A 25,715-nucleotide genomic window follows, 5' to 3' on the forward strand; every position below is an offset into this window, starting at 1 on the left:
GTGTCATGCCTCGGTATCGATCATTGGCCTGGTGGGGAGCGCCTGGAAAAAGATGGTGCCGAGCATGATGTCCGAGATCGCACCGGCCAGGATGCCCAGGGGGATCAGGACTATGGAGGCCAGACAGAAACCTGCGGCCATGTTCAGGTAGCAGTAGGGGCGGAGGAGTCCGTTCAGGTCAGCCGGGAGATGCAGGAGCCGCTGGCCGAACATCAGCTGCAGGATCCCCATGGGGACGACAAGGACAAGAGCCAGGATGTTTGCCGTAGAAGCGATATCGGGGAGTGCGATGCCGACGAGGCTGACTGCAAGGGCAATGATATTGAGCTTGATCTGCCAGAGGATGAGCTGGTCTGCGGCGTGAAAGGTGTAGCGCCTGTTCACCAGGATGCGGAGGGTGACAATGATGTAGACGAACAGAATGGTGCTGAGCAGCATCATGGAGACCTCTGCCAGCTTTGTCCAGGGGTCGCTCTTCTCGGCAAGGTAGATGGTGAGGATGAACCAGGGGATGGCAAGAAGGGCGTTCAGCATGGCCAGCAGACCGGCCAAGCGGACGCGGAGCGGCGTCACGGATTCCGTGACACTCCCGTTCACTCAGCCACCCTGACTGCGGTGACGTAATATTCGGATTCGCCGAAGCAGGGGGTGGGGACTCCTTTGTGCTGTTCGTAGGTCAGCACCACCTTTTTGCCCATGGACTGGTTGATCGCCGTGGCCAACGCCTGGCTCCTGACGCTGAAAGGAAACTTTTCCGGGAGCATGCCCGGCATGGGAAGCATGGTGAGCTCTCCCTCCCAGGTTTTGCAGAGCCATCCCTTGTGGGAGAATTTCTGGACATAGCCGGTCCGGTCGCCTTTGGAATAGCTCCAGGTCAGGGAGAACCAGGTATAGAGCGCAAAGAGTCCGATTGCGAGGACAACGAATCCTACGAGCCAGGATACGATGCGTGACTTATTGATGGGCATGGTGTCGGCTCCTTGGTGTAGGTATCAGCTGCGCAGTATAGCAGAAAGATCTGCCAAGCCAAGATGTCATTCGGTTTCGGGCGTCTCTTCCATGGAGTGCTGCCTGTCAAGTGCGGCGCTGACGGCTTCTGCCACCGTGCGGGTAATCCCGCCGACTGCGGAAATCTGTTCGATGGTGGCGCTACGCACCTCGGCCAGGCTGCCGAAGTGGCGGAGCAGTACCCTGCTCAGCTTCGGGCCGACACCCGGCACTTCTTGCAGGAGCGAACGGCTGCTCTCTCGCTCACGCAGCTTCTGGTGGTAACTGACGGCGAAACGGTGCGCCTCGTCCCGAATCCGCGCCAGAAGGAGCAGCGGCGGCGAGTTCTGGCGAAGGACGATGGGATTTTTGCGGCCCGGCCGAAAGACCCGCTCTGCGCTACGCACCACGTCGGCCTGCCCCGGCGCGGGGCGGACCCGGCTTTTGGCAAGCCCCGCTGCTTCAATCCCGGAAATCCCCAATGATTCCAGAAGGTGGACCAGGATGTTCAACTGGCCGAGGCCGCCGTCGACGATAATGAGGTCGGGAAGCGGATCTTCGTCGCTGCTGCGTATCCTGCGGCTCAGCACCTCGGCAAGCATGGCAAAATCGTCGGACTGGGTGACGGTCCTGATCCGGTAGCGGCGATACAGCGAGGTGTCCGGTTTCCCCCCCACGAAGGTGACCCGACTGCCGACTGCATGCCCCCCCTGAAAGTTCGAGATGTCGTAGCATTCAATGCGATGGGGGAGGCGGGAAAGGTGGAGACGTGACGCCAGTTCCTCAAGAATGGTGTTTGCGTCCTCAGTACCTCGCAGGTACTCCCTGGCAGCGGTCATGGCGTTTTTCGCGGCAAGCTCGACCAGTTCCGCCTTGATGCCGCGTCGCGGGGTGGTGAGCAGCACCTTGCGTCCCCGGCGTTCGGAGAGCAGCTCCGCAAGGCCGCCCCCCTCGGGGAGCGCCAGGGGGAGCAGTACCTCGTCGGGGATGGTAACCTCCTGGCTGTAGTATTCGGCCAGGAATGATGCCACGGCCTCGGCCAGGTCCAGTTCCCAGGAGAAATGATAGCTGCGGCTGCCGGTAACGGTTCCGCCCCGAATAAAGAGGAGGACGACCACCAGCAGCGACTGTTCGCTGTGCAGGCCGACGACATCCAGATCGCCACCCTGGGTGACCATCTTCTGACGCTCCAGGGTGACCTGTATGTCGCGCAGAAGGTCGCGATAGCGTGCTGCCTCCTCATAGCGCTGGCCTGCTGCGGCCTCGGACATGGACTGCTGAAACGACTTGACCAGATCCCGGCTGCGACCGGACAGGAACAGGGCGACGCCGTCAACCAGGCGCTGGTATTCATCGCGGGAAATCAGGCCGTGGCAGGGGGCCGAGCACTGCCTGATCTGGTAGAACAGGCAGGGGCGCCGCCGCCGGCGACAGGTTTCCAGCGGGTAATGGCGCAGCGGAAAGAGCCGATAGAGCTGCTTGACCACGGCACGGGCGGCGGAAGCCGAGGCATATGGGCCGAAATAGTCGGCTCCGTCCTTGGCCACCTTCCTGACCACGGTAAGGCGGGGAAATTCTTCGTCGCTGTTCAACCGGAGCGAAAAATAGGTCTTGTCGTCGCGGAGATTTATGTTGTACTTGGGGCGGTGCTGTTTGATAAGGGTGTTTTCCAGGATCAGCGCCTCTTTTTCCGTGTCGGTGACGATGATTTCCAGGTCTGTCACCTGTTCCAGCAGAAAGCGGATCTGGTAGCGGGAATCGCGTGCCGGACCGAAATATGAGCGGACGCGCTGGCGGAGGTTTCTCGCTTTGCCGACATAGAGAACGGTCCCCTGGGCTCCCTTCATCAGGTAGACGCCCGGTGCGGTAGAGATGGCTTTGATGCGGTCGGCGCTGATCATGGCGAGAGTATACTCCTGCGCCGGCCGGTATGCAATCGGCTGCCGGAGCGGAAGAGCGCGGATCAGGCGTTCGAAGAGGGGCCAAAGCCAGGCATTCTTCATTGACAACCCTTGGGGATGGTGATATTTTTCGTCAGATTCCAGATCCAGACATTAAGCCGGGAAAGAGCACGCCAGTGGCATTTCGATCAAGCATCCGGACCATAGCGACCAGATACCTCCTCGGGCTTATTGTCTTGTGTCTCTTTCTTGCAGTCCCTCCCTCGTTTGCCCTTGATTCACAGGATTCCCAGATATTCATCGCCGGCTTCAATGCCTATCAGAAAAAGGATTACCAGACCTCCATCGAGAAGATGTCCCAGGTGCTGCAGAAGTATCCGGATACGCAGCTGCGCGACATGGCCCTGTTCTGGCTTGCGCGGGCCAACTTCAAGGCGGGGAACCGGCAGGATGCGGCCAGGTACATGGCCCAGTTTTTCCGCGAGTATCCCGAAAGCCCCCTGAAGGGGACGGTAGAGGATGAACTGGCAGGCCTTGCCACTGCCTATGCCAAGGATGAGAAGTCCCGCGTTGCCGGGGATAAGGCCGAGAGCGAGCGGTTGGCCAAGGAGAAGGCACAGGCTGAAGAGGAGCGGCTTGCCTCTGAAAAGGCGGAGGCCGAGAAGGTTGCTGCGGCCAAGGCCGAAGAAGAATCGCGTCGCGTGGCAGCTGCCGAGAAGGCTGCCCGGAAAAAGGCCGAGAGCGAGCGTCTGGCTGCCGAGAAGGCCGCTGAGAAAAAGGCGGAAGCCGAGCGGCTGGCAAAAGAGAAAGCCGAAGCCGAGCGGCTGGCCAAGGAGAAGGCTGCAGAGGAGCAGGACCGCCTGGCAGCCAAAAAGGCAGCGGCCGAGCAGGCTGCACGTGAAAAAGCCGAACAGGAGCAGCTCGCTGTCGAGAAGGCTGCCGCGAAAAAAGCGGAAACCGAGCGGCTGGCAAAAGAGAAAGCCGAGACCGCGCGGCTTGTTAAGCAGAAGGCTTTAGAGGAGCGCAAACGTCTGGCCGCGGAAAAGGCGGAAGCCGAGAAGTCCGCCAAGGAAAAGGCTGAACGTGAACGGCTCGCTCTTGAGCAGGCAGCCAGGGACAAGGCGGAAGCAGAACGCCTGGCGCGGGAAAAGGCTGCGGCCGAGCGGCTCGCGCAAGCTAAGGCCAATGCGGAACAGAACCGCCTGGCCATGGAAAAAGCCGAGACGGAAAAAGCTGCAGCTGAAAAGGCTGCACAGGAGCGTCGTGCCGCCCGCAAGGCCGAGGACGAGCGCCATGCCCGCCAGCAGGCGGAAGCGGAACAGAAGCGCCTGGCCGAGAAAAAGGCGGCAGCCGAGCAGAAGCGGGTTGCCGAGGATAAACGGGCAGCAGCCAAGGCGGCATCCGGCAAGCGCAAGGGTGTGCAGCGGGCCGAAACAGCCCGTGAGAAGACGATTGCCGAGTATAAGGCCATCATTGACCGCGCTCCGGCGAGCAGTGCTGCCGAGGCCGCATCTTCCAAGCTGAAGGCCATGGGTGTGGATTATCCTGCCGGGCCTGTCAGGGCTGCTGCACGCATAAAAGAACCCCCAGCAACCGCCCAGGTCCTTACCCTCGAAGTCGGGCAGTTTGCGGATGTCGAATTCACCGTGGCGACTGCCGGCCAGGCCTTCCCGGTGGGGCGGCGGCTCATGGTTCCCTTTGAGGTGCTCAACCGCGGCAACGGTCCGGACAGCTTCTATCTCGAATCGGGCTTCCCAGCCGAGTATGGCGTCCAGTTCGTCGCCGAGGGGAAACCTGATGTGCCGGTAAATCTCACGCCGCAACTGGCTCCGGGCGAGCGGTTCCGCGGTGTCATGGCGCTCACCATCCCCCGCGGCACCATCGATGGCCAGAAGATCAGCTATCCGGTGAAGCTCGCCTCCCAGTATGCCCGCGATGTCTCCCAGTCGCGACAGGTAACCCTGATCGCATCGGCACCTCTCTTGCGGGCAGTGATCAATACCGAGAAAAAAGAGGTGGTTCCCGGCGAGAAGGTTACCTACCGCGTGGCGTTGCTCAACATCGGTTCCGCCCCTGCCAGCGGCGTGATGCTCCGCTTGAACTACCCTCCGCTGTATGAGGCGGTGGATTTCATCAAGGCCGGATTCAAGCAGGAGATGAAGGCTGCGTTGGTGCTCGACGGCATCAAGCTGGAGTCGGGGGAGAGCCGCGAGCTGACGGTTACGTTCCAGCTCAAGGACGAGGCGATTGCGCGCCAGGAACTGTTCCTGCGCGGAGACCTGATCAACAACGAGCTTGAAACCTCTGATTCGTTCGTCTCCGCCCTGGCTCAGGTTGCCGGCATCAGCGGCGTCACGGCCCGCACCACGGCAGAGCGGCTGGTGGTGATTCCCGGCCAGACCGTCACCATTCCCTTCATCGTTACGAATACCGGCAACCAGCGCGAGGATTTCACCATCCGGCCGACCATGCCGGACAGTCTCTCCTATACCGTCTACCAGGACCTGAACCGCGATGGGATCCGCCAGCCCAACGAGCCGGTGATCAATCATGTCGGGCCGCTGGCCCCCCGCGAAGAGGCATACGTGGTATTCGAGCTGAAGACGCCGTCCAGCGAGAGCGACGGTTCCGTTATGCCGATGAGCGTTGCCTTTGAGCCGGAAAGTGTGCGGAGCAAGAGCGCGCTGGTTAATCTGAAGATCGCCTATTCCCGACCGCTGGTCGAGCTGGCCATGACGGGCAGGGGAGGCAGGCTCCGGCCGGGCGAGGTGGCAACCTTCGATCTCACCTGCATCAATCGCGGCTCGAGCATTGCACGGGTTGTGGAGCTGCAGACCATTCTTCCCGAGGCGCTCGAGCTGGTGGCATCTGATCCGGCCGTGAGCCGGGGGAGAGCCGGTGAATATGCCTGGAAGTTCGAAGAACTGGGCGCCGGGGAGAAGAAGGGGGCGCGGGTCTCCATCCGGGTCAAGTCCGGTGTCGCCGTCGGCACCAACCTGCAGGTGAAAAACCTGCTCCGCTACCAGGATCAGTTGGGTAACACCTACTAGCTGCCGGCAAGATATGACAACACAAAAAGGGCGATCGGATGATCGCCCTTTTTGTGTTCAGACTGTAGTTTTCAGAATGTTGCAAGGGAGGTCCCGAACAGAGGATTGCCCTGCGCAGCAAGGTGGCCTTATTCGGCAGGTGCCGGAGCAGCAGGTTCCTGAACCGCCGGTTCAGGAACCGTTATCGCTTCGATGCTGCTGTGACCGAGCTGTTCCACGGCGATGGCATCCAGGGGGGTGTCGGTGAGAAAGACCTGGGTCCGCTTCTGCGGCAGTGACGTCAGGAAGCCGGTCATCTCGCGAGCACCGTTCTCCCCTCCGGCCAGCATGAACCGGAACGTGCCGGAGGTGTAGGGGAGTTCCAATCCCGTCAGGATCTGTGTGGCAAGGGAGGCAAACCCCCCATCCCGGTTCAGCTCGATGATGGTGTAGCCGGCCATTGCCAGGAGTCGCAGCATGGTATAGGCAAAGGGGTCCTGTTTTCCCCGTGTCAGGATGAAGCGTTTTCCCTCTTTCTCCACGTAGCAATCCACCTTGATGCTGAACCGCTCGCCGTCTTTGGGGCCGGTAGTCCCTTCAATGACCCGATCCCGGCTCCAGGGCAGGGAGAGAGCGGTAAGGATGCCGTCCACGATCTGGTCGGGATCGCTGCTGGTGATCGGGTGCACGGTTGCACCAGGCTGCTCTGCCGCTGCCGGGGTCGGTTCAGGCACTGCCGGTTTCTCCGCGACAGAGGCGATCTCCTCTTTGCTGGGCTCAGGCGCTGTAACCGGTGTTTCGGCTTCTGCAGTTTCTGCCGCCTGCGGGGGATGTGGGCTCTTGTGCGCCTTGTGAGCAGATGATTTCCTGTGTTGCCGGGGAATGCGCAGTTTCTGCCCGATGGTGAGACGGGTGCTGCTCGATAGGCCGTTTTCCCGCATGACGTCGGGAATCAACAGTTCTGCCTGGCGGTTCGACATGCCGAAGTCGCGCATGAGAATCTTGAAGAGGTTGTCGTCGGGTTTCACGGTGTAGATGCTGAAGCTGTCTGTGGCAGCGGGTTGCGTTTCGTCGCGGTGTTCGGCTGGAGCCTGTTTGGCTGCAGTTGCCCGCTTGGCCGGCTTTACTTTCCGCGCCTTTGTCCCGCCGCTGCGCAGCCTTTCCAGATCCCTGATGTTGATCTCATAGGGGGCTGGGCCGCCAGCCCACGCCAGGGTTCCGGATGTTACCAAAGTCATGATAAAGCATCCCCATCTTCCGATCTGTCGGGCATCTCTGGTCATGGCAATCCCTTGCGGTCAGACGGAGCTGTGCTCGCATCGTCGAAATAGATGACAAATGCATGCAGCGTCTTGTCCGATCTGCTTTTATAGAGAATTACATGGGATGTTGGGGTGAGCCGCCCTCGTTTCATGAGGAATTCTCCCTTGGTTTCCCTGGATTCTAGACGGTAATCGCTGACTTTCGCCAGATTCTGCAGCACCGAGGTGAAAAATGCCGGGTCGATCCCGGCGTTACGTCGATCAAGCACCTGCAGCGCTTTCATGGCACCCTGTTCCCGGAAGATCTTGTACTCCCGCGCACTGCTGGTGTAACGCTCCCAGCCGGGGTTTGCTGCGGAGTATCCGGCATCGCGGGCCTGGACAGGTATGAAAGATGGGAGTGGAGCCGACGGTGCCCCCATCGGAGCCGCCATGGGCGGGGGCGGGGTTGGGCGGACGGCTGCCTTGCTCGAAGACGGCGCAGCAGTGGGTATGGGCTGGGCCGACTGCCTGACCAGGAGGAAAGCGCCCGATCCCAGGATAGATGCGGCGGCAATGATCGCAAAAGCCACCTTGACGCGTTTCTTTTCCCATTGAATCGGGGGGGGGCTGCTGGAAAGGATCGTTGCCTGCCGGGGGAGCGGATCGTCAATGGGTTCTGGCTCCTGGGCGTGTCTGGTTTCGTCGTTCATGAATCCGGTGCCGGCCCCGGAAACGGGTCGTGCCGTAGAAAGGATGACGCTGTCGACATCTGCATCTGCAACCGGTGGCGGATATGTGATCGCGACAGCTGCTGCGTCTGTTTGCGGCGGCTCTTCCGCTCCGGCCTGCCCCAATGCGGCAATCTGGTCGGCAATGATCTCGCAGATGGCGTCGGACAGCTCCGTGTCGGAAACGGAGACGTCCAGTTCGATATCGCCAGACGTTTCGCTACGCGGGGTGTCCGCACCGCCGTCGGTAAAGAGTACGAGGCGCGTGGCAGCATTGAGCTGACTCCGCACATGGCGGACGAGGATCGACCCGGATAATCCTGATAGGCGGTTCTGAAGGAAAAGGATATCGGGGAGATCCCTGCCGATCTCCTGCAATCCCTGGTTGAGGCTGGTAGCAATCCGGAAGGTCCCCTCCTGCAGGTCGCAGGCGGACGACACGATGGTGTGCAGCCGCGGCTGGTCGGATATGAGAAGAACGTTGAACATGGCACTCCTGGCTGGGACCGTCAAAACGGACCTATTCTAAAGGAGTGACGGCAGGTTGGCAACAGTAATTGCACGGCAGCTGGAATGAGAAATCGGAGCTGTTACCGCACATTGCCGGTTTCGCGGATGATGACCGTGAACATGCGATGCCCGGCACTGAGCGTGGCCGAGAGCGCCAGTTCCACAGCCGTGCGATGGCCGCGGATGTCCTTGAAGACATAGGGGACGACCTCGCCGCTCCACGCCGTGTCCATATCGGCCCGTTGGTCGATCTCCTGGCGCAGTTGGTTCCCCTGGATCAGGAAGTCGTAGAAGCTGATCCCGAGGAGATCCGAGGTGGGAAGGCCGAAAAGCCGTTCGGCTGCCCGGTTGGCAATGACGATCTTGCCGTCCCCCAGGAAGGTCACGATGGCGGACTGGGCCATTTCGATCATGTTCCTGTAGCGTTCTTCCGATTCCTGGCGCTGGAGGGTCCGCTGCTCCATCTCCTCCATCATGGCGTTGAAGGCGGTAATGAGCTGACCGATCTCGTCCTTTGTGGCGGCCTGCAGCCGTTGGTCGAAGCTGCCGGTCAGGGTGACCTGATTTATGGAATCCGAAAGGCGCAGAACCGGGCTGATGATGGTGCGTCTGATCAGGCTGCCGAGGAGGATGATGATGAGGAAGACCAGTCCGCCACTGAAGAGGATGTCGCTCAGGAGGTTGCGGCCGATGGTCCGGTAGAGCTCGGACATGGGGATCGATACGGAAACCGCGCCGATGACCTCTCCGACATGGTAGTTATAGGAGAAATGTCCGCGCGGAAAGCGCTGCTGGATGTAGGAAGGGGCGGAATCGTAATTGCCGTGGCATTCAAGGCACGATTCCTCCGCAATCATCGGCAGCATGTAGCGAAGGACCTTCTGGCCGTTCACCCTGACAATCTGGTGTTTCTCGCGGGCCGGACCCTTGGAGAATGCCTTGAGTTCTTCTGCTTCGTAGGGGTCGGGACTGTTATGAGGGTTGCGATAACGGAGTGAAACCTGCCTGATGGTGAATTTGCTGTCCTTGCTGATGCGCAGGGCAACCTGTGTTGCTGCAACCTGTGGGATGAGCGCAGGGTTGGTGCGGGCCTCACCTTTGAGCACGTCGGAGAGGTAGGTTCGGGTTTCGATGATCTGGCGGGCCATGGTGCGGGAATAATCTATGGCATCACGCAGAATGAGTGATTGCTGCCGCAGATAGTCGTCGATGGCGTTGGACACGAGAATGGCGATGAAGATCGATGCCAGGATGATGTTGAACTTGGCATTGAGCCGCAACGAGCTGAAAATGGACATGCAGACCTCCACCAACGGGCATATCAGGACAGTATACCCGCCGGCAAGGGATGTGCAAGGAAGCCCGATTCTCGATGACCGTCGTTGCGGGCGGGCCGTTCCCCACCGTTTCGGGGGCGCCTGCCGAATGATCGGCCCGGCTTTGCCGGGTGAATTTATGAGGGGAAAAACACCCTTTTCATCCAGGGAGGAGTATGCTACAGTGCACCGTTCGCAGCCTAGTCATGCTCAAATTCCATAGATAATTCCATTATGTTCGATCATCCATGGCCAAAATTCTCTGCATAGCCAATCAGAAGGGTGGGGTGGGAAAAACCACCACCGCCGTAAACCTGGCAGCTTCGCTGGCCGCGGCAGAAAAGCGGACGCTGCTCGTGGATATAGATCCGCAGGGCAATGCGGGGAGCGGCGTCGGGATCGACAAGGCCTCTCTTGAAGAATCGATCTACGATGTCCTGATCAACGATGTGGCACCGGCACAGGTGATCGTTCCCACCGGGCTCCCCTTGCTACACCTTCTCCCCTCTACGCCTGACCTTGCCGGTGCCGAGCTGGAACTGGTCTCAACCACCGGGCGGGAGCTCAAGCTGCGCCAGGCGCTGTCGACTATTGATGCTGACTACGATTATATCCTCATCGACTGCCCCCCTTCGCTGAATCTCCTGACAGTAAATGCCCTGACCGCAGCCGCATCGGTGCTCATCCCGATCCAGTGCGAGTTTTACGCCATGGAGGGGCTTTCGCAGATCCTGACGACCATTCGCCTGGTGCAGAAAGGGCTGAATTCCCGTCTGAGCATTGCGGGGATACTACTCACCATGTACGATGCCCGCAACAATCTGGCCCGGCAGGTGAGCGACGAGATCCGCACCCATTTCCCGCGTGAGACCTTTGCAACGGTGATTCCGCGGAATGTCCGGCTCTCGGAGGCTCCGAGCCACGGCAAGCCGATTATTCTGTATGATATTGCCTCCCGGGGAGCTGCCAGTTATCTTGAGCTGGCCCGGGAGCTGCTCCAGCGGGAGGGTGCGCATGGTTAAGAAGACCGGCCTCGGTAAGGGGATGGCAGCGCTTCTGCCGGTGAAGGAGACGGAGCAGGGGACCTTTTTCTCCTGCCCCATCGAAGAGATCAGGCCGCACCGGGGACAGCCGCGCAAGACCTTTTCTCCCGACAAGCTCGAAGAGCTGGCAGCATCCATTCGGGAAAAGGGGATCATTCAACCGCTGGTCGTGCGGAGGAAGGCCGACCATTATGAGCTGATTGCCGGGGAGCGCCGCTGGCGGGCCGCGCAGAAAGCTGGCTTGCGTGAGGTCCCGGTTGTCATCCAGGACGTTTCCGACGATACCGCGCTGGAGATGGCGCTCATCGAGAACATCCAGCGCGAGGACCTGAACGCAGTCGAGGAGGCCGAGGCCTATCACGCCCTGCAGGAACGGTTCTCGCTCTCCCAGGAGGAGCTGGCGAAGCGGGTCGGCAAGGACCGGTCCACGGTGGCCAATGCTCTGAGGCTCCTCAGGTTGCCGACGGAGATCAAGCGGGATGTGGTGGACGATCGGCTATCCATGGGGCATGCGCGCGCACTGCTCGCCCTGGAGAGTCCGGAAGAGATGAAGAGCTGTCGCGATGAGATCGTCGGGAAAGACCTGACGGTACGGGCCGCCGAAGCCCTGGTCAAACGGGTCAAGGGCGGGGCGCGGCCGAAGCCGAAAAAAGAGCCCGACCTGCACATGACCGACCTTGCCGAGCGCCTGAAGCGTCACTTCAAGGCAAAGGTCGCCATCCGGCCGAGCGGCAAAGGTGGCCGCATCGAAATCAGTTTTGCCAGTCAGGATGAACTCTCCAGAATTATCGAGGCATTATCGCTCTGATGCAGGTATTTTTGCTTCCCGGCACATTCATGAAAAATACTCGTCGGGGGTAAAAATGCTTGACATAACTGTATACCTGTGTTAGCAATCTCTGGTTTTTCCAGTAACAACAAAAGGTTCTCGCTAGTATGTATGCTGTATACATCTTGCGGCAAGGGGTGTTGGTGTGATCAATATTGACCTGTCCTTCATAATCCAGATTGTCAATTTCCTGCTGCTGCTCGTTATTCTCAATTTCGCCCTCTACAAGCCGATCCGCAAGGTACTCGCCGATCGCGACGCCGAGCTGGCGGGGGCTCGTGAGCGTGCGGCTGCAGTGGATAAGGATGTAGCCGACAAAATGGCATCGTACGAGGCCCGCCTCAAAGAGGTTAAGGGGAGGGGTTTTGAAGAGCGTGAGGCGCTGAAGAAGGAAGCTGCCGCCGAAGAGGCGAAGCTGCTGGATGCTGCTCGCGGTGAGGCCGGTGAATCCTTGGCCGGTATCAAGCAGAAGATCGCCAAGGAGGCTGCAGATGCCCGGTCTGCTCTGCAGGAGCAAGCCCGCAGTCTGTCGCTTGAGATCTGCGAGAAGGTTCTCGGAAGGAGTCTGTAGATGCAACACTCTGTTCAGCGTGAGGGGAAGCGTTCCCTGCTGATACCTGTTATCACCGGCCTGGCAACGGTCGGGTTCGCCGCGATCTGTATTGCGTCCGAGGGGGGCGGCGGAGCACACCATGCCGATACCGGTGCCCAGCTCAAGGATTTTGCCTGGCGTGTGCTCGATTTTACAGTGCTTGCCCTGATCCTCTGGTGGGCGCTGAAGAAGGCCAATGTCAAGGGGGCACTGTCAGATCGCCGGGCAGGGATCGAAAAGGCTCTCTCCGAAGCGGTCACTGCCCGCGAAGCTGCAGAGCGGAAGCTTGCCGAGTATGCCGACAAGTTGGCGCAGGCAAACAAGGAGATCGATGAGATCCATGCCGCAATGAAGCGCGAAGGGGAGCTCGAAAGGGAGCGGATCATCGCTGAAGCCAAGGTTGCTGCGGTCAAGATTCGCGAGCAGGCAGCTCAGGCCGCCAGCCAGGAGATTGTCAAGGCCCGCACTGAGCTGCGCGAGGAGGCTGGCCGTCTTGCGGTGCAGCTTGCCGAGCAGACCCTGAAGGAAAAAATCGAGAAGACCGACCAGGATCGTCTGGTTGGCGAATATCTTGCCAAGGTGGTACATCTACAGTGAGCGCAAGCGCAATAGCAAGACGTTATGCCAAGGCACTGGTGCAGCTGGGTGCAGAAGCCGGTACCGTTGAGGCATTCAATGCAGAGCTGGTCAGTTTCAATGATACCTTGACGGCCAATCCGCCCCTCTCGGCACTCTTCCGCAATCCCGCCTACGGTGCTGATGCAAAGCACACAATTCTCGGGGAAATTGCCTCCAGGCTTTCCCTGTCACCGATCATCTGCAATTTTCTGCATCTGCTGCTCGACAGGAGCCGCATGGCCTGTCTGCAGCAGATTGTGGCAACCTTTGCCCAGCTTGCCGACGAGCTTTCCGGGGTTGTCCGCCCGGTGGTAACCTCGGGCATGTCGCTCTCCGACGGGCAGGTGGAAGAGATCAAGGCTTCGCTCGAAAAATCCACCGGTAAAAAGGTGCTGCTCACGGTCCAGGTCGATCCTGCCCTCATCGGCGGGGTTGTCACCAAGATCGGCGACCGTGTCTACGACGGCAGCGTCAAAACTCAGCTTGATAGAATCCAAGATATATTACAGAAGGGGTAAGAGGGTTCCATGGAAATCAGAGCCGAAGAAATCAGCGAGATCATCAGGAAGCAGATCAAGGAGTATGGCAAGGAGGTCGAGGTTGCCGAGACCGGCACCATCATCTCCATTGGTGACGGTATCGCCCGCATCCACGGTTTGGACAAGGCGATGGCCGGCGAACTCCTGGAGTTCCCTGGCGGGATATCCGGAATGGCCCTCAACCTTGAGGAAGATAACGTCGGTGCTGCCATTCTCGGCGACTTCGAGGGTATCAAGGAAGGCGACACCGTCAAGCGGACCGGTCGTATCGTCGAGGTTCCGGTCGGCGACGCCCTTATCGGTCGTGTCGTCAACGCCATCGGTCAGCCGATCGACGGCAAAGGCCCGATCAATACCGACAAGTTCAGCCAGGTCGAGATCAAGGCCCCTGGTATCGTCCAGCGTAAATCGGTTCATCAGCCGATGGCTACCGGACTGAAGGCTATCGACTCGATGGTTCCGATCGGCCGCGGTCAGCGCGAGCTGATCATCGGCGACCGCCAGACCGGCAAGACCGCGGTTGCGATCGACACGATCATCAACCAGAAGGGCGGCGACGTTGTCTGTATCTACGTCGCTATCGGCCAGAAACGTTCCACGGTGGCGCAGGTTGTTTCCAAGCTCCAGGAACACGGGGCAATGGATTTCACCATCGTTGTTGCCGCCACTGCTTCCGAGTCGGCACCGCTTCAGTTCATCGCGCCATACACCGGCGTTACCATGGGCGAATATTTCCGCGATAACAAGAAGCACGCCCTGATCATCTATGATGACCTTTCCAAGCAGGCTGTGGCGTATCGCCAGCTTTCACTTCTTCTCCGTCGTCCGCCAGGACGTGAAGCCTATCCCGGCGACGTCTTCTATCTCCATAGCCGCCTCCTCGAGCGTGCCTGCAAGCTTTCCGACGATTGCGGCGCAGGGTCGCTCACCGCACTGCCGATCATCGAGACCCAGGCCGGTGACGTCTCTGCGTACATCCCGACCAACGTTATCTCCATTACCGACGGCCAGATCTTCCTTGAATCCGACCTTTTCTATTCGGGCGTACGGCCTGCAATCAACGTCGGTATCTCGGTTTCCAGGGTTGGCGGTTCTGCCCAGACCAAGGCGATGAAGCAGGTTGCCGGTACTCTCCGTCTCGATCTCGCCCAGTTTCGCGAGATGGCAGCTTTTGCCCAGTTCGGGTCGGACCTCGATAAGGCGACCCAGGCGCAGCTCGCTCGGGGTGAGCGACTCGTTGAGATCCTCAAGCAGGGCCAGTACCAGCCGCTGCCGTTCGAGAAGCAGGTTCTGATCATCTTTGCCGCCAACAACGGCTTTATCGACGAATACCCGGTTGGGAAACTCAAGCGGTATGAGCAGGAGCTGAACTCCTTCTTCGATACCCGGAAGAGCGATATCCTTGCCGAACTTCGTGAGAAAAAGGCGATCGACGACGCACTGAAAGCCAAGATGATCGCCGCATTGAATGAGCTGAAAAAAGAGTTCACTGCCTAAAAAGGACGGAAAGCCACACATGGCAAATCTCAAGGCAATAAAAAAGCGGATAGTTTCCGTTAAAAATACTCGCCAGATAACCAAGGCGATGAAGATGGTCTCGGCTGCGAAGCTCCGCCGGGCCCAGGAAAATGTTGTTGCCGCCCGCCCCTACGCAAAGAAGGTGGAGGAAGTGCTACAGCGCCTGGCGCGTCAGCAGGACGCCGATTGTCATCCGCTCCTGGAGACACGGGAGCAGAAAAAGGCTTTGCTGATACTGGTAACGTCGGATCGCGGACTTTGCGGCGGTTTCAATGCCAACATCTCCAAGGCGACCGACCGTTTCGCCAAGGAGAAAAAAGGCGAAATCTCCGAAATCTCTGTCATGTGCATCGGCCGGAAAGGTCATGAATACCTGAAGAGCCGCCAGCAGATCCACAAGACCTATACAGGGGTTCTTGCTGCTCCCAGTTACCAGACCGCCGCAAGCATTGCTCATGAAGTCATCGATGGCTATGTGGCAGAAGACTATGATGCCGTGTACCTGATATACAACGCTTTCCGCAGCGTCATGTCCCAGGACATAACGATTCAGCAGCTGCTGCCGATAACGCCGCCCCAGGCGGCCAATGACGCAGTTGACGAGTATGTGCCTGAATACATCTACGAGCCGTCCAAGGCCGCACTGCTCAGCGAGCTGCTTCCCAAATATGTGGAAGTCACCATGTTCAAATCGATGCTGGAGTCTGTCGCTTCCGAGCACGGTGCGCGTATGACCGCCATGGACAGTGCATCGAAAAACGCTTCCGAGATGATCGGCAGGCTGACGCTTCAATATAACCGCGCCCGTCAGGCGGCTATTACTACGGAGCTGATGGAGATCATCTCCGGCGCCGAATCGATTAAAGGCTAATAAACCGTTCCGTTACGAAAACATATGGCCTGACCGGCCGCAGGAGGAAAGAAAAACCATGAGTCAGAATTTCGGTAAAATATCGCAGGTTATCGGCGCAGTTGTTGACGTCGAGTTCGAGCCTGGCAAGCTCCCCCCGATCTACCACGCCCTCCGCGTGACCAACCCGGCCATTGATGACAAGGAATGGAACCTGGTTCTCGAAGTTGCCCAGCACCTTGGCGAGAATGCAGTTCGGACCATCGCCATGGACGCTACGGACGGTCTTGTTCGTGGCCAGCAGGCGCTCGACACCGGCAAGCAGATCGTCGTGCCGGTCGGTCGCAAGACACTCGGCCGCATCCTTAATGTCGTAGGCGAGCCTGTTGACGAAAGAGGCCCGGTAGGGAACGAAAAAGAGTACGAGATTCACCGTTCTGCTCCGTCTTTCCAGGACCAGTCGACGAAAGTCGAATCCTTTACCACGGGGATCAAGGTCGTTGACCTGCTCGCACCGTATGCACGAGGCGGCAAGATCGGTCTCTTCGGCGGCGCCGGCGTTGGCAAGACCGTTCTCATCATGGAACTGATCAACAACATTGCCAAGCAGCACGGCGGTTTTTCCGTCTTCGCCGGCGTTGGTGAACGTACCCGTGAAGGGAACGACCTCTGGGTCGAGATGAGCGAATCAGGGGTTCTTGAGAAGACCGCTCTGGTCTATGGCCAGATGAACGAGCCTCCGGGGGCACGTGCCCGCGTTGCCCTCTCTGCTCTTTCCGTAGCAGAATATTTCCGTGACGAAGAGAACCAGAACGTTCTCCTCTTCATCGATAACATATTCCGTTTCACCCAGGCAGGTTCCGAGGTTTCCGCACTTCTCGGCCGTATCCCTTCCGCCGTTGGTTACCAGCCGACCCTGGCCACTGAAATGGGTGAGCTGCAGGAGCGTATCACCTCAACGAACAAAGGATCCATTACCTCGGTCCAGGCCATCTACGTCCCTGCTGACGACTTGACCGACCCGGCTCCGGCTACTGCCTTCGCCCACCTTGACGCAACCACGGTTCTTTCCCGTCAGATTGCAGAACTCGGGATTTACCCGGCAGTTGACCCGCTCGACTCCACCTCCCGGATCCTCGATCCCCAGGTCGTCGGCGAAGAGCACTACGCCGTTGCCCGTTCGGTGCAGTACGTGCTTCAGAAGTACAAGGACCTGCAGGATATCATCGCCATTCTCGGCATGGACGAACTTTCCGAAGAGGATAAACTGGTTGTTTCCCGCGCCAGAAAGATCCAGCGGTTCCTTTCGCAGCCGTTCCATGTTGCCGAAGCCTTCACCGGCACTCCGGGCGTTTACGTTGAGCTGAAAGACACTGTCAAAGGGTTCCAGGAAATCGTTGCCGGCAAGTATGACGACCTCCCTGAGCAGGCGTTCTACATGGTCGGGACCATTGAAGAGGTTATCGAGAAGGCCAAGAAGCTTAACGCGTAATTCTGGAGGGGCGCATTGCATGCGCCAAAATGAAGGGCGGACTGACTCCACCCCTACAAGGATTGATACATGGCTGAATCACTGAAGCTTACACTGGTAACACCATATAAAAAGGTCCTCGAAGAGGATGTCGATGAGATAACCGCTACCGGCTCGCTTGGGGAATTCGGCATACTGCCTGGCCATGCCCCTTTCCTTTCTTCCCTGAAAATAGGCGAGTTTACCTATAGAATCGGGAACAAGGTCGAGCATATGGCTGTCAACTGGGGTTACTTCGAGATCGAAGACGACAAGGTCACGGTTCTTGTCGAGACCGCCGAAGCTGCCGAAGAGATCGATGTCGAGCGGGCCAAGGCAGCGCTCGGTCGGGCGGAGGAGGCGCTGAAGAAGCTCTCCCCCGAGGACAAGAGCTACAAGATCATGGAGGCTGCCCTGGAACGTGCCGTGATCAGGATGCAGGTTGCCAGCAAGCTTGCCCGGAAGTAGCGCCGGCAGGAACAGATATGGGGAAAAGAGTGGCTTATGCCGCTCTTTTTTTTTGCCGACTCTTGACATGCCGTGGCGTAGATTGTATATCGGCGCTGATGCGATTGTAGCGGGAGAATACCATGAACAGACCGATCATAGCCGTAACCATGGGAGATCCTGCGGGGATCGGACCCGAGATCGTCGCAAAGGCCCTAGCCGGTAGTGACGTACAGACCTGCTGCCGCCCCTTGGTCGTTGGCGATCGCAATGCCATGGAGAGGGGCATCAGGGACAGCGGGGTGCGGTTGCAGGTGGAGGAGACCGACGACCTTCCCGGGGAGGATGAACGCACCGGAGTGCTTTACCTCCGGACCTGTTCGCGGCTCGCAGATGACGACATCGTTTATGGCAAGCCGTCAACGACCGCCGGCGATGCCGTTTACCGCTACATCGTCGAAGCTGCCACGCTTTGCAGTTCCGGGCGGGTGGCAGGCATGGCAACAGCGCCCATCAGCAAGGTGGCGATGAACCGTGCTGGCCATCACTATCCCGGCCATACCGAACTCCTGGCCCATCTGACGAATAGCAGCGAGTGCGTCATGATGCTGGCCGGCGACCGGCTCCGGGTATCGCTCGTGACCATCCATGAGCCGCTGGCCGCCGTGCCCGGTCTCCTGACCGTTGACAAGGTACTGTCGACCATCAGGACCACCAGCCGTGATCTGGCACGCTACTTCATCCCTTCTCCCCGGATCGGGGTTGCGGCGCTGAACCCCCATTGCGGTGAAGAGGGGTTGTTCGGCAACGAGGAGCAGCGGATCATAGCGCCGGCAATTGCGCTGGCTCGGAGCGAGGGGATAGAGGTGCAAGGCCCGCTTTCCGCGGATACCCTCTTTCATTTTGCCATCGACGGTGGCTATGATGCCGTGGTCTGCATGTACCACGACCAGGGGCTGATACCCCTGAAACTGGTCCATTTCGATGACGGTGTGAATGTAACCCTCGGCCTTCCCATCATCCGCACGTCCGTTGACCATGGTACGGCCTATGACCTTGCCGGAAGCGGCACGGCAAGCGCAACCAGCATGACGGCGGCGATCAGGATGGCAGCATCCATGGCCCGCCAGGCGCAGGCCGCGGTAAGCGGACCGTGAAAGGATCATCAGCCCGTTTTTCCGAGAGGGGGTAGTCGTGGTGAACGGCACAACTGGGTATCTTCTGGAGGAAGCCCTCCAGAGACGGAACGCCGAGCTTGCTACCATGGTCGAGATCGGCAAGGCGCTCACGGCATCCCTGGATCTGGAAGAGGTGCTCCAGGCGATCATGGAGCGGGTGAGCGGCCTTCTGCAGCCCACTGCGTGGTCTTTGCTCCTGGTTGACCAACAGTCGGGCGACCTGGTATTCGAGATCGCCATTTCAACCGCATCCCGGCTGCTCAAGGGGACCCGCCTGGAAAAGGGTACCGGCATTGCAGGCTGGGTTGTGGAACATGGCGAGTCGCTCCTGATTCCCAACGTGCGGGAAGACTCGCGATTCTGTGATGCCGTCGACCGGGCAGTCTCGTTCACGACCCGCTCCATCGTCTGCATCCCGGTCAAGAGCCGCGAGCGGATACTCGGGGTCATCCAGCTGGAGAACAGTCTGGAGGATGGAAGCTTCAGCGAGGCAGACCTCGCCATCCTCACGACCATTGCCGATTTTGCCGCCATTGCCATCGAGAATGCGCGGGCACACGAAAGGGTCAACCAACTCGCGGTTACCGATGAACTGACCGGACTCTGGAATGCCCGGCGATTCAACGAGCTCCTGGAATACGAGGTCGAAAGGACCTGGCGCTACGGCGGCGCCTTGTCGCTGATCTTTCTCGATCTCGATCATTTCAAGCGGGTCAACGACACCCATGGACACTTGGTGGGAAGCCGGTTGCTCAGCGAGGTTGGCCGTCTCCTAGGGAACAGCATCCGCAAGATCGACAGCGGATCGCGCTTCGGGGGGGATGAGTTTGTCCTGATGTTCCCCAACACCTTCAAGGAGCATGGGGTTATGCTTGCCAAGCGGCTCTGTTCCCTGCTCAGCAGCACGGATTTTGTTGCTGATGACGGGACTCCGCTGGTGGTAACCGCAAGTTTCGGCGTGGCAACCTACCCCGACGATGCGGAAACGGCCCAGCAACTGCTGGGTGCCGCCGACAAGGCGATGTACGCGATAAAAGAGGCATCGCGCAACGGAGTCGGCGTTGCTGCCCTCTGCGGTGCCGGTAGCGATTGAAGAGAAACTGCTAGACAACTCATGAGGTTCTCGTGCGTCTGAAATCCATCATTCTGGTCGGCATCGGCTGCCTGGTCCTGTATGCCGGCTACATCATCGTCTCCCTTGCCCTGCTCCCCCCAGTTGCGGAACTGAAGAACCGGAAGTCTTCCATGACCATCCAGGTCAAGGACTGGCAGGGGAAGTATCACCCGTTCGTTGTCGGTCCGAAGAACCGGTCTTGGGTTTCGGGCGGGAACATCCCTGCGGAAATGAAGTGGTCGGTTATCCTGGCAGAGGATGCCAACTTCTACAAGCACGAAGGGATCGACGTCAAGGCGATCAAGAATGCCATAAAATACGACCTTGAGCAGAAGAGCTTCGCCCGTGGTGCGTCGACCATAACCCAGCAGGTCGCGAAGAACCTCTTCCTTTCCCGGGAAAAGACCATCACGCGCAAATTCAAGGAGCTGTATCTCGCCGTGCGGATGGAACAGGAACTGACCAAGGGGCGTATCGTCGAACTCTACCTGAACGTGGTGGAACTTGGCCCGATGGTCTACGGTATCGGCCACGGGTCACAGTATTATTTCGGCAAACCGGCATCAACCCTTACCCCACGGGAATCAGCATTTCTTGCCGCCATGCTGCCCGGCCCCAGAGTTGCCTACAACCCTTACAAAAACCTTGGTAAGGTGTTGCGGCGCTCGGACATGATTCTGCAACTGCTGCGGAAAAAGGGGGTCCTGAGCGAGGGTGAGTACCGGCAGGCATTGGCCGAAGTGCCGAACGTGGTAAGGCTGCAGCGCAAGGTCGATGCCAGCATCCAGAAGCAGGAGGTGTTTCAGCCCATGAGTAGTGCAACCGCTCCGGGCACGGCTCCTGCTGTAGAAGAGGAAAAAGAGAGCACTGGGGAGAGCGCGCCGGCGGAAAAACAGGAAAGCCCGGCGGAAACTCCTCCGCAGGGTGAGACGGGTGCGGAACAACCTACAAAACAGTGACGCACCGATAGACGATAAAGTGTCCGCGATGGACAACCGCAGGGGGGCTTGAGAGCCCCCCTGTTTCATTTGCGACACAATGCCAGATAACATATGGAAAAATTAATGATGATCCCTGGCCGATGCGTTTAAGAAAAGGGGTATGCATCCGAAACAATATCTTGAAGTCTGAATGTGTTGGATGTCGCACCGCAACGGTGTCACCTGGAGGATGCATGCAGAAGAGACTCATGTACAAGGTGCTCGTCATCATCGGCCTTACCCTGGGGCTGGGATTTGCCATCATGGGGGTTACTGCCCTCTGGCTGCAGTTCAAATCCACTGTTGCACTGCAGATAAGCAACAGCAGGTCGCTGGCCGGGATCATCATTCGCGACGTGGATGACTATCTGCTCCGTGGCGAAGTGGCGCAAGTAGACCGCTATGTGAGGCAGATGAAGGAGAGGCGCCATGTGACAGAGCTGGGTATTTTCGACAAGGAAGGAAAGCTCAAGTCGGGTGGGGGGGCGACATATCAGAAAGAGGTAGATGCAGCACTCAAGAATGGCGAACACTTTGAGATGCGTGAAGAGCGCGAGGGAAAACGAACTCTGACAACGGTCATCCCGTTGAAAAACGAGGAGCGCTGCAAGTCCTGTCATCCCAACGATCCGGCGCACCTAGGGGCGGTTGTGCTGACAACGCCGCTCGACCAGGGGTATCAGGCTGCAATCAGGCTCTCGAAGGTGCTGACCGTGGCAGGGATTACCGCATTTGTCATCATGCTGGGAGGGCTCTATCTCTTTTTCCGTAGAACTATTGTCCGAGAAATACTGATGCTCTCCGGTAATGTGGAGGCCCTGGCCAAAGGGGAAGGCGACCTGACCCGGGAGATCGACGTCCGCTCCAAGGACGAAATCGGCAGTCTGGCCATGGATATCAACCAGCTTACGGCAAAATTGCGGGAGATTATCGGTGCCCTGTATGATCAGGGTGGACGGGTGGCGCTGAAGGTCTGTGAACTGACGCAGACGACGGGAAAAACCGTCAATGCCGCAGGAACCCAGAAAGAAGAGGCGGTTGCGGTTGCCGTTGCCGCAGAGGAGATGGCTGCAACGCTGAACGGTGTCGCCGATACCACCCATCAGGCAGCCGAACTGGCCTCTGCCGTCAATCGAGCGGCCGGCGACGGGATGAGCGCGGTTGAAGAGACATGGCACTGCATGGAGGCAATCAAGGAGAGCGTCGACAAGACGCTTGCCACGGTGCAGCGGTTGGCCGCATCGTCGGCTACCATTGGCGAAATCGTCTGCCTGATCGAGGAGATCGCCGACCAGACCAACCTGCTGGCTCTCAACGCCGCCATCGAGGCGGCCCGGGCAGGTGAGCACGGCCGTGGTTTTGCCGTGGTTGCCGATGAGGTGAAAAATCTCTCCGGAAAGACTGCTGCCTCGACCAAGGAGATTGCCCGGATCATCCTGGCGATCCGGGAGGAGGGGCAGGCGGCAGCAGCATCTATGGAAGAAGAGCAGGCTCGCGTTGCAGAAGGGGTTGCCACGGCCCAGACCGCACGGGATGCCCTGGAAAACATCAGGCGGCTGAGTAACGAATCCACGGACATGATCAGCCAGATTGCCACGGCGACCGAAGAGCAGAGTGCCACCACCAGCGAGATTACGCAAAAGATCCAGAGGATCTCGACGGTTGCCCAGGACGTTAATGGCCTCATGACGGTCAACGACCAGACCCTGCACCACCTGTCAGGGGTTGCGGAACAGATCTATGCGACGGTTGGCCGGTTCAAGGTGGGGAACTACCATGACGCTATGAAAGAGGTTGCCTGTGAACTGAGGGACAGAGTAACGACAGCCCTGCAGAAGGCCGTCGCCGACGGCAAGATCACCACGGACGCCCTCTTCTCACGGCAGTACCGGCCGATTCCCAATACCGTGCCACAAAAGTATTCCACCCAATTCGACAGCTTCTTCGATCAGTGGATCTCGCCGATCCAGGAAGAGGTTCTGCGCAAAGGCAGCAATCTGGTCTTTGCCATCTGCGTTGACGATCATGGGTACTGCCCCAGCCACAATCTCAAATTTGCCCAGCCTCTGACGGGCGACCCCGAGAATGACAAGGTGAGAAACCGTACGAAGCGGATTTTCGATGATCGCACCGGCATTCGAGCTGCGCAGAACACCTCGTCCTTTCTGTTGCAGACGTACATGCGCGATACGGGGGAGATCATGAACGACATGTCAACGCCGATCATCATTGCAGGTCGGCATTGGGGAGGGGTCCGGATCGGCTATTCGGCAGAGGAGGGGTAAAAAATTCGGCGAAATATGCATGTGTGCAGCGGAACCGGTCGCCTCTGCGGAGAATTCGGGTATACTGTTTTGCACACGAGGTTCTAGTTGATAGAATAGTGGGTCGCACCGGCAATTTTGAGCTTTCCGTTGGGCTGTTCAGCAGTTGAAGACATTTGGAGGTCGCGATTCGTGTCGAATGAAGTCAAAGGGACAATCATCGTAGTTGATGATGACCGGTTCGTACTGGAAAGTGTCGCAGCGTTGCTGCAGATGACCGGGTTCATGGTCCGTCCGTTCCAGAATGGTCATGATGTGCTGGTTGACTTTCCCGGAGAAAAGGTTGACCTTGTTCTCACCGACGTGAATATGCCATTCATGACCGGTATCGAACTGCTGGAACGGATCCATGAGGCCGATCCTGAAACGCCGGTGATCCTCATGACCGGCTATGCCGAACTGGAGATGGCGGTTTTGGCCATCCAGAAGGGGGCGACCGATTTCATTATCAAGCCGTACAATCCCGCCTACCTGATCCATGCCGTGGAGAAGGCGATCAACTACAAGCGGTTGCGCCAGATTGAACGCAATTACAAGGAGGAGTTGGAGCGAACCGTTGCCCAGCGGACCCTGGAACTAGCCGATGCCTTGAGCCAGCTGAAAACCTTGAGCATCGAGACCATCTCCCGACTCACTGCCGCCGCGGAATTGCGCGACGAGGATACGGGACGGCACATCGTGCGCATCGGCAGGTATGCGAAGCGTCTTGCCCGCGAGATCGGCATGGGCGATGAGTTCATGGAAACGATCCGCATCGCCAGTGCCATGCATGACGTGGGGAAGATCGGCATCCCCGACTCCATCCTGCTGAAACCGGGGGCGTTGACCCCGGAAGAGTTCAGAATCATCAAGACCCATACCACCATCGGCGAGCGGATACTTGCCGGCTCATCCTTCGCCATGCTCAAGATGGCTGCGTCAATCGCGCTCAATCATCATGAACGCTGGGATGGAAGCGGATATCCCCGGGGGTTGAGCGGTGATGACATCCCGGTGGAAGGACGGATCGTCATGTTGGTCGACCAGTATGATGCGCTCCGGAGCGTGCGGGTCTACAAGTCGGCATTTTCCCATGAGGAGACCTGCCGGATCATTATCGAAGGTGATGGGCGAACCTTGCCGACCCACTTCGATCCCCTGGTTCTGCAGGCATTCCGGGATACGGCCGATGATTTTGCCCGGATTTATGGGGACGACCACGATTGAGTTGCAGGGGCAGGGGATGAAAAAAGCCGGGACATGACATGCCCCGGCTTTTTTTATGGTTGCGGCTAAGCGAAGATCAGATGCGAAAGCGTTCTACATCCGTATCGGTAAAGTCATTCGTGGCAGAGAGCCGCTCCTCGCCGTTGTCGCGCACGACCTTCATGCTGCAGGGCTGGCCGGGTGCGGCCTTGGTGTAGCGAAGGATGATCCGGGCAGCGATGTCGAGGGATTCCGGGGTCACCGGCCCCATCACGACGCCGAGGGGGCTCCCCCCTTCGAGCCAGCGGAGGCTCGCTTCTCCCGGTTGGACATGGGCGGTCAGTGTGGCGTTTTCCGCTTCGTTTCTCCCCACCAGGAATTTGGTCCGCGGTCCGATGCGGAAATGGCGGCCAAGCTTGAGCAGCCGGAAATCCCGCATCTGCAGCTCGTCGCTATGGTCGAAGATATCCCTGACCTTGGGAGCGAAGGAGACCTCGGTCAGCATGCAGCCGCCGGCCGGGCAGGGGTAATTCGTCACGTCCAGTTCCTCGGCCAGCTGCATCTGTTCCTTGCGGGAACGTCCCTGGATCGCCAGGAGTTTCTCCCGGTCGACCCACCCTTCCTGCTCAGGGATTGTCGGGGGGAAGTGCTTTGCCGACAACGGCCGCAGCAGCAGGCCTTCCAGGCCGCTCTCCCGCTCGATCACCCGCAGCGTGTCGCGGCGCTGGCTCATGGGGCGCTGCCCGAGAACCTCGCCGGTAATGACGAAATCGGCGCCTGATCCGGCCATATATTCCTTTGCCTTTTTCAGCAGGAAGATCCGGCAGTCGATACAGGGGTTGATCGCCTTGCCGTAGCCGTGGCGAGGGTTCCTGACAACCTCCAGGTATTCGATCCCCTTGTTCATGACCTTGATGGGGATGCCGAACTCTTCGGCGACCCGGACCGCCTCGGATTTGCAGCCGGCGTTCTTGCCGGTACAGGTGCAGAAGGGGGAGGTGAAATTGAGGGCCTCGACCTCGATCCCCTGTTCAAGCATCACCTTGACCGCAAGGGTGGAGTCGAGCCCCCCGGAGAGAAGGGCGAGCGCTTTTCTTTTCATGCTGTCTCCTGTGGTTCCATCCCCGGGTTCCGGTGGAAAGTGTGCCCGGTACGGGACCAGTCGATTGGTTGCGGCGGAGGGGTGCCCCGCCGGAATTTGTCAGCCTAACACATTGAAGTTCAAAAAGTAAAGGTTTGTGATCTCCCGTTCTCCCGGTAGTGTTGACTTTGC

General features: G+C 58.9%; 22 protein-coding genes. 15 read left to right on the top strand and 7 right to left on the bottom strand.

Features of this window, described 5'->3' with window-relative positions; all coding sequences use genetic code 11:
• Window positions 1-3: 3 nt before the first annotated feature.
• The 3 genes from GJT30_08690 to uvrC form a co-directional block, all read right to left on the bottom strand.
• Window positions 4-597 carry a hypothetical protein gene (locus GJT30_08690; GenBank protein MSM39677.1) on the bottom strand — a complete coding sequence of 198 codons (594 nt, stop codon included), beginning with the start codon at window positions 595-597 and terminating at the stop codon, window positions 4-6.
• On the bottom strand, window positions 594-968 hold the full coding sequence (locus GJT30_08695; GenBank protein MSM39678.1) for a hypothetical protein: 375 nt from the start codon (window positions 966-968) through the stop codon (window positions 594-596). The genes GJT30_08690 and GJT30_08695 overlap by 4 nt, the downstream gene beginning before the upstream one ends.
• A 66-nt stretch (window positions 969-1,034) precedes the next feature.
• The gene (gene uvrC / locus GJT30_08700; protein ID MSM39679.1) at window positions 1,035-2,888 is read right to left on the bottom strand and encodes an excinuclease ABC subunit UvrC; all 1,854 of its coding nucleotides are present in this window, start codon (window positions 2,886-2,888) and stop codon (window positions 1,035-1,037) included.
• A 29-nt stretch (window positions 2,889-2,917) separates the two neighbouring features.
• Here uvrC and GJT30_08705 point away from each other — a divergent pair, with 29 nt between their 5' ends.
• Window positions 2,918-5,938, top strand: a complete 3,021-nt coding sequence (locus GJT30_08705; GenBank protein ID MSM39680.1) for a tetratricopeptide repeat protein — start codon at window positions 2,918-2,920, stop codon at window positions 5,936-5,938.
• A 128-nt stretch (window positions 5,939-6,066) separates the two neighbouring features.
• Here the strand turns inward: GJT30_08705 and GJT30_08710 are convergent, their stop codons facing one another.
• The 3 genes from GJT30_08710 to GJT30_08720 all read right to left on the bottom strand — a co-directional run bounded on the left by GJT30_08710 (window position 6,067) and on the right by GJT30_08720 (window position 9,697).
• A complete protein-coding gene (locus GJT30_08710) occupies window positions 6,067-7,200 on the bottom strand; it encodes a LysM peptidoglycan-binding domain-containing protein (GenBank protein MSM39681.1) in 1,134 nt (377 codons plus the stop codon).
• The gene (locus tag GJT30_08715; GenBank protein ID MSM39682.1) at window positions 7,197-8,378 is read right to left on the bottom strand and encodes a hypothetical protein; all 1,182 of its coding nucleotides are present in this window, start codon (window positions 8,376-8,378) and stop codon (window positions 7,197-7,199) included. Before GJT30_08715 ends, GJT30_08710 begins: the two co-directional genes overlap by 4 nt.
• Window positions 8,379-8,479: 101 nt before the next feature.
• Window positions 8,480-9,697, bottom strand: a complete 1,218-nt coding sequence (locus GJT30_08720; GenBank protein ID MSM39683.1) for a DUF3365 domain-containing protein — start codon at window positions 9,695-9,697, stop codon at window positions 8,480-8,482.
• Window positions 9,698-9,963: 266 nt separating this feature from the next.
• Between GJT30_08720 and GJT30_08725 the strand changes: the two genes are divergently transcribed.
• From GJT30_08725 to GJT30_08790, 14 genes are all read left to right on the top strand, one after another.
• Window positions 9,964-10,737 carry an AAA family ATPase gene (locus GJT30_08725; protein ID MSM39684.1) on the top strand — a complete coding sequence of 258 codons (774 nt, stop codon included), beginning with the start codon at window positions 9,964-9,966 and terminating at the stop codon, window positions 10,735-10,737.
• Entirely contained in the window at window positions 10,730-11,566 is an 837-nt protein-coding gene (locus tag GJT30_08730; protein MSM39685.1) for a ParB/RepB/Spo0J family partition protein, read from the top strand. Before GJT30_08725 ends, GJT30_08730 begins: the two co-directional genes overlap by 8 nt.
• A gap of 166 nt (window positions 11,567-11,732) precedes the next feature.
• The gene (locus GJT30_08735; GenBank protein MSM39686.1) at window positions 11,733-12,158 is read left to right on the top strand and encodes a hypothetical protein; all 426 of its coding nucleotides are present in this window, start codon (window positions 11,733-11,735) and stop codon (window positions 12,156-12,158) included.
• A complete protein-coding gene (locus tag GJT30_08740) occupies window positions 12,159-12,776 on the top strand; it encodes a hypothetical protein (protein ID MSM39687.1) in 618 nt (205 codons plus the stop codon).
• Entirely contained in the window at window positions 12,773-13,315 is a 543-nt protein-coding gene (locus tag GJT30_08745; GenBank protein MSM39688.1) for a F0F1 ATP synthase subunit delta, read from the top strand. The genes GJT30_08740 and GJT30_08745 overlap by 4 nt, the downstream gene beginning before the upstream one ends.
• 9 nt (window positions 13,316-13,324) lie before the next feature.
• Window positions 13,325-14,833 carry a F0F1 ATP synthase subunit alpha gene (locus tag GJT30_08750; GenBank protein MSM39689.1) on the top strand — a complete coding sequence of 503 codons (1,509 nt, stop codon included), beginning with the start codon at window positions 13,325-13,327 and terminating at the stop codon, window positions 14,831-14,833.
• A gap of 19 nt (window positions 14,834-14,852) precedes the next feature.
• A complete protein-coding gene (gene atpG / locus GJT30_08755; protein MSM39690.1) occupies window positions 14,853-15,725 on the top strand; it encodes an ATP synthase F1 subunit gamma in 873 nt (290 codons plus the stop codon).
• A gap of 58 nt (window positions 15,726-15,783) precedes the next feature.
• A complete protein-coding gene (gene atpD, locus GJT30_08760; protein ID MSM39691.1) occupies window positions 15,784-17,196 on the top strand; it encodes a F0F1 ATP synthase subunit beta in 1,413 nt (470 codons plus the stop codon).
• Between the two features lie 69 nt (window positions 17,197-17,265).
• Window positions 17,266-17,682, top strand: coding sequence for a F0F1 ATP synthase subunit epsilon (locus tag GJT30_08765; GenBank protein ID MSM39692.1), 417 nt, complete (start codon window positions 17,266-17,268; stop codon window positions 17,680-17,682).
• A 122-nt stretch (window positions 17,683-17,804) separates the two neighbouring features.
• On the top strand, window positions 17,805-18,818 hold the full coding sequence (gene pdxA, locus GJT30_08770; protein ID MSM39693.1) for a 4-hydroxythreonine-4-phosphate dehydrogenase PdxA: 1,014 nt from the start codon (window positions 17,805-17,807) through the stop codon (window positions 18,816-18,818).
• A 37-nt stretch (window positions 18,819-18,855) separates the two neighbouring features.
• Window positions 18,856-19,932 (top strand): diguanylate cyclase, encoded by a 1,077-nt coding sequence (locus GJT30_08775; GenBank protein MSM39694.1) that lies wholly within the window; start codon window positions 18,856-18,858, stop codon window positions 19,930-19,932.
• Between the two features lie 32 nt (window positions 19,933-19,964).
• A complete protein-coding gene (locus tag GJT30_08780) occupies window positions 19,965-20,912 on the top strand; it encodes a transglycosylase (GenBank protein MSM39695.1) in 948 nt (315 codons plus the stop codon).
• A 215-nt stretch (window positions 20,913-21,127) separates the two neighbouring features.
• Window positions 21,128-23,218, top strand: a complete 2,091-nt coding sequence (locus tag GJT30_08785) for a HAMP domain-containing protein (protein ID MSM39696.1) — start codon at window positions 21,128-21,130, stop codon at window positions 23,216-23,218.
• 171 nt (window positions 23,219-23,389) lie between these two features.
• The gene (locus GJT30_08790; GenBank protein ID MSM39697.1) at window positions 23,390-24,463 is read left to right on the top strand and encodes a response regulator; all 1,074 of its coding nucleotides are present in this window, start codon (window positions 23,390-23,392) and stop codon (window positions 24,461-24,463) included.
• A 76-nt stretch (window positions 24,464-24,539) separates the two neighbouring features.
• Here the strand turns inward: GJT30_08790 and GJT30_08795 are convergent, their stop codons facing one another.
• Window positions 24,540-25,544 carry a hypothetical protein gene (locus tag GJT30_08795; GenBank protein MSM39698.1) on the bottom strand — a complete coding sequence of 335 codons (1,005 nt, stop codon included), beginning with the start codon at window positions 25,542-25,544 and terminating at the stop codon, window positions 24,540-24,542.
• Window positions 25,545-25,715: the final 171 nt, after the last annotated feature.

Source organism: Geobacter sp. (assembly GCA_009684525.1).
Taxonomy (GTDB): domain Bacteria; phylum Desulfobacterota; class Desulfuromonadia; order Geobacterales; family DSM-12255; genus Geoanaerobacter.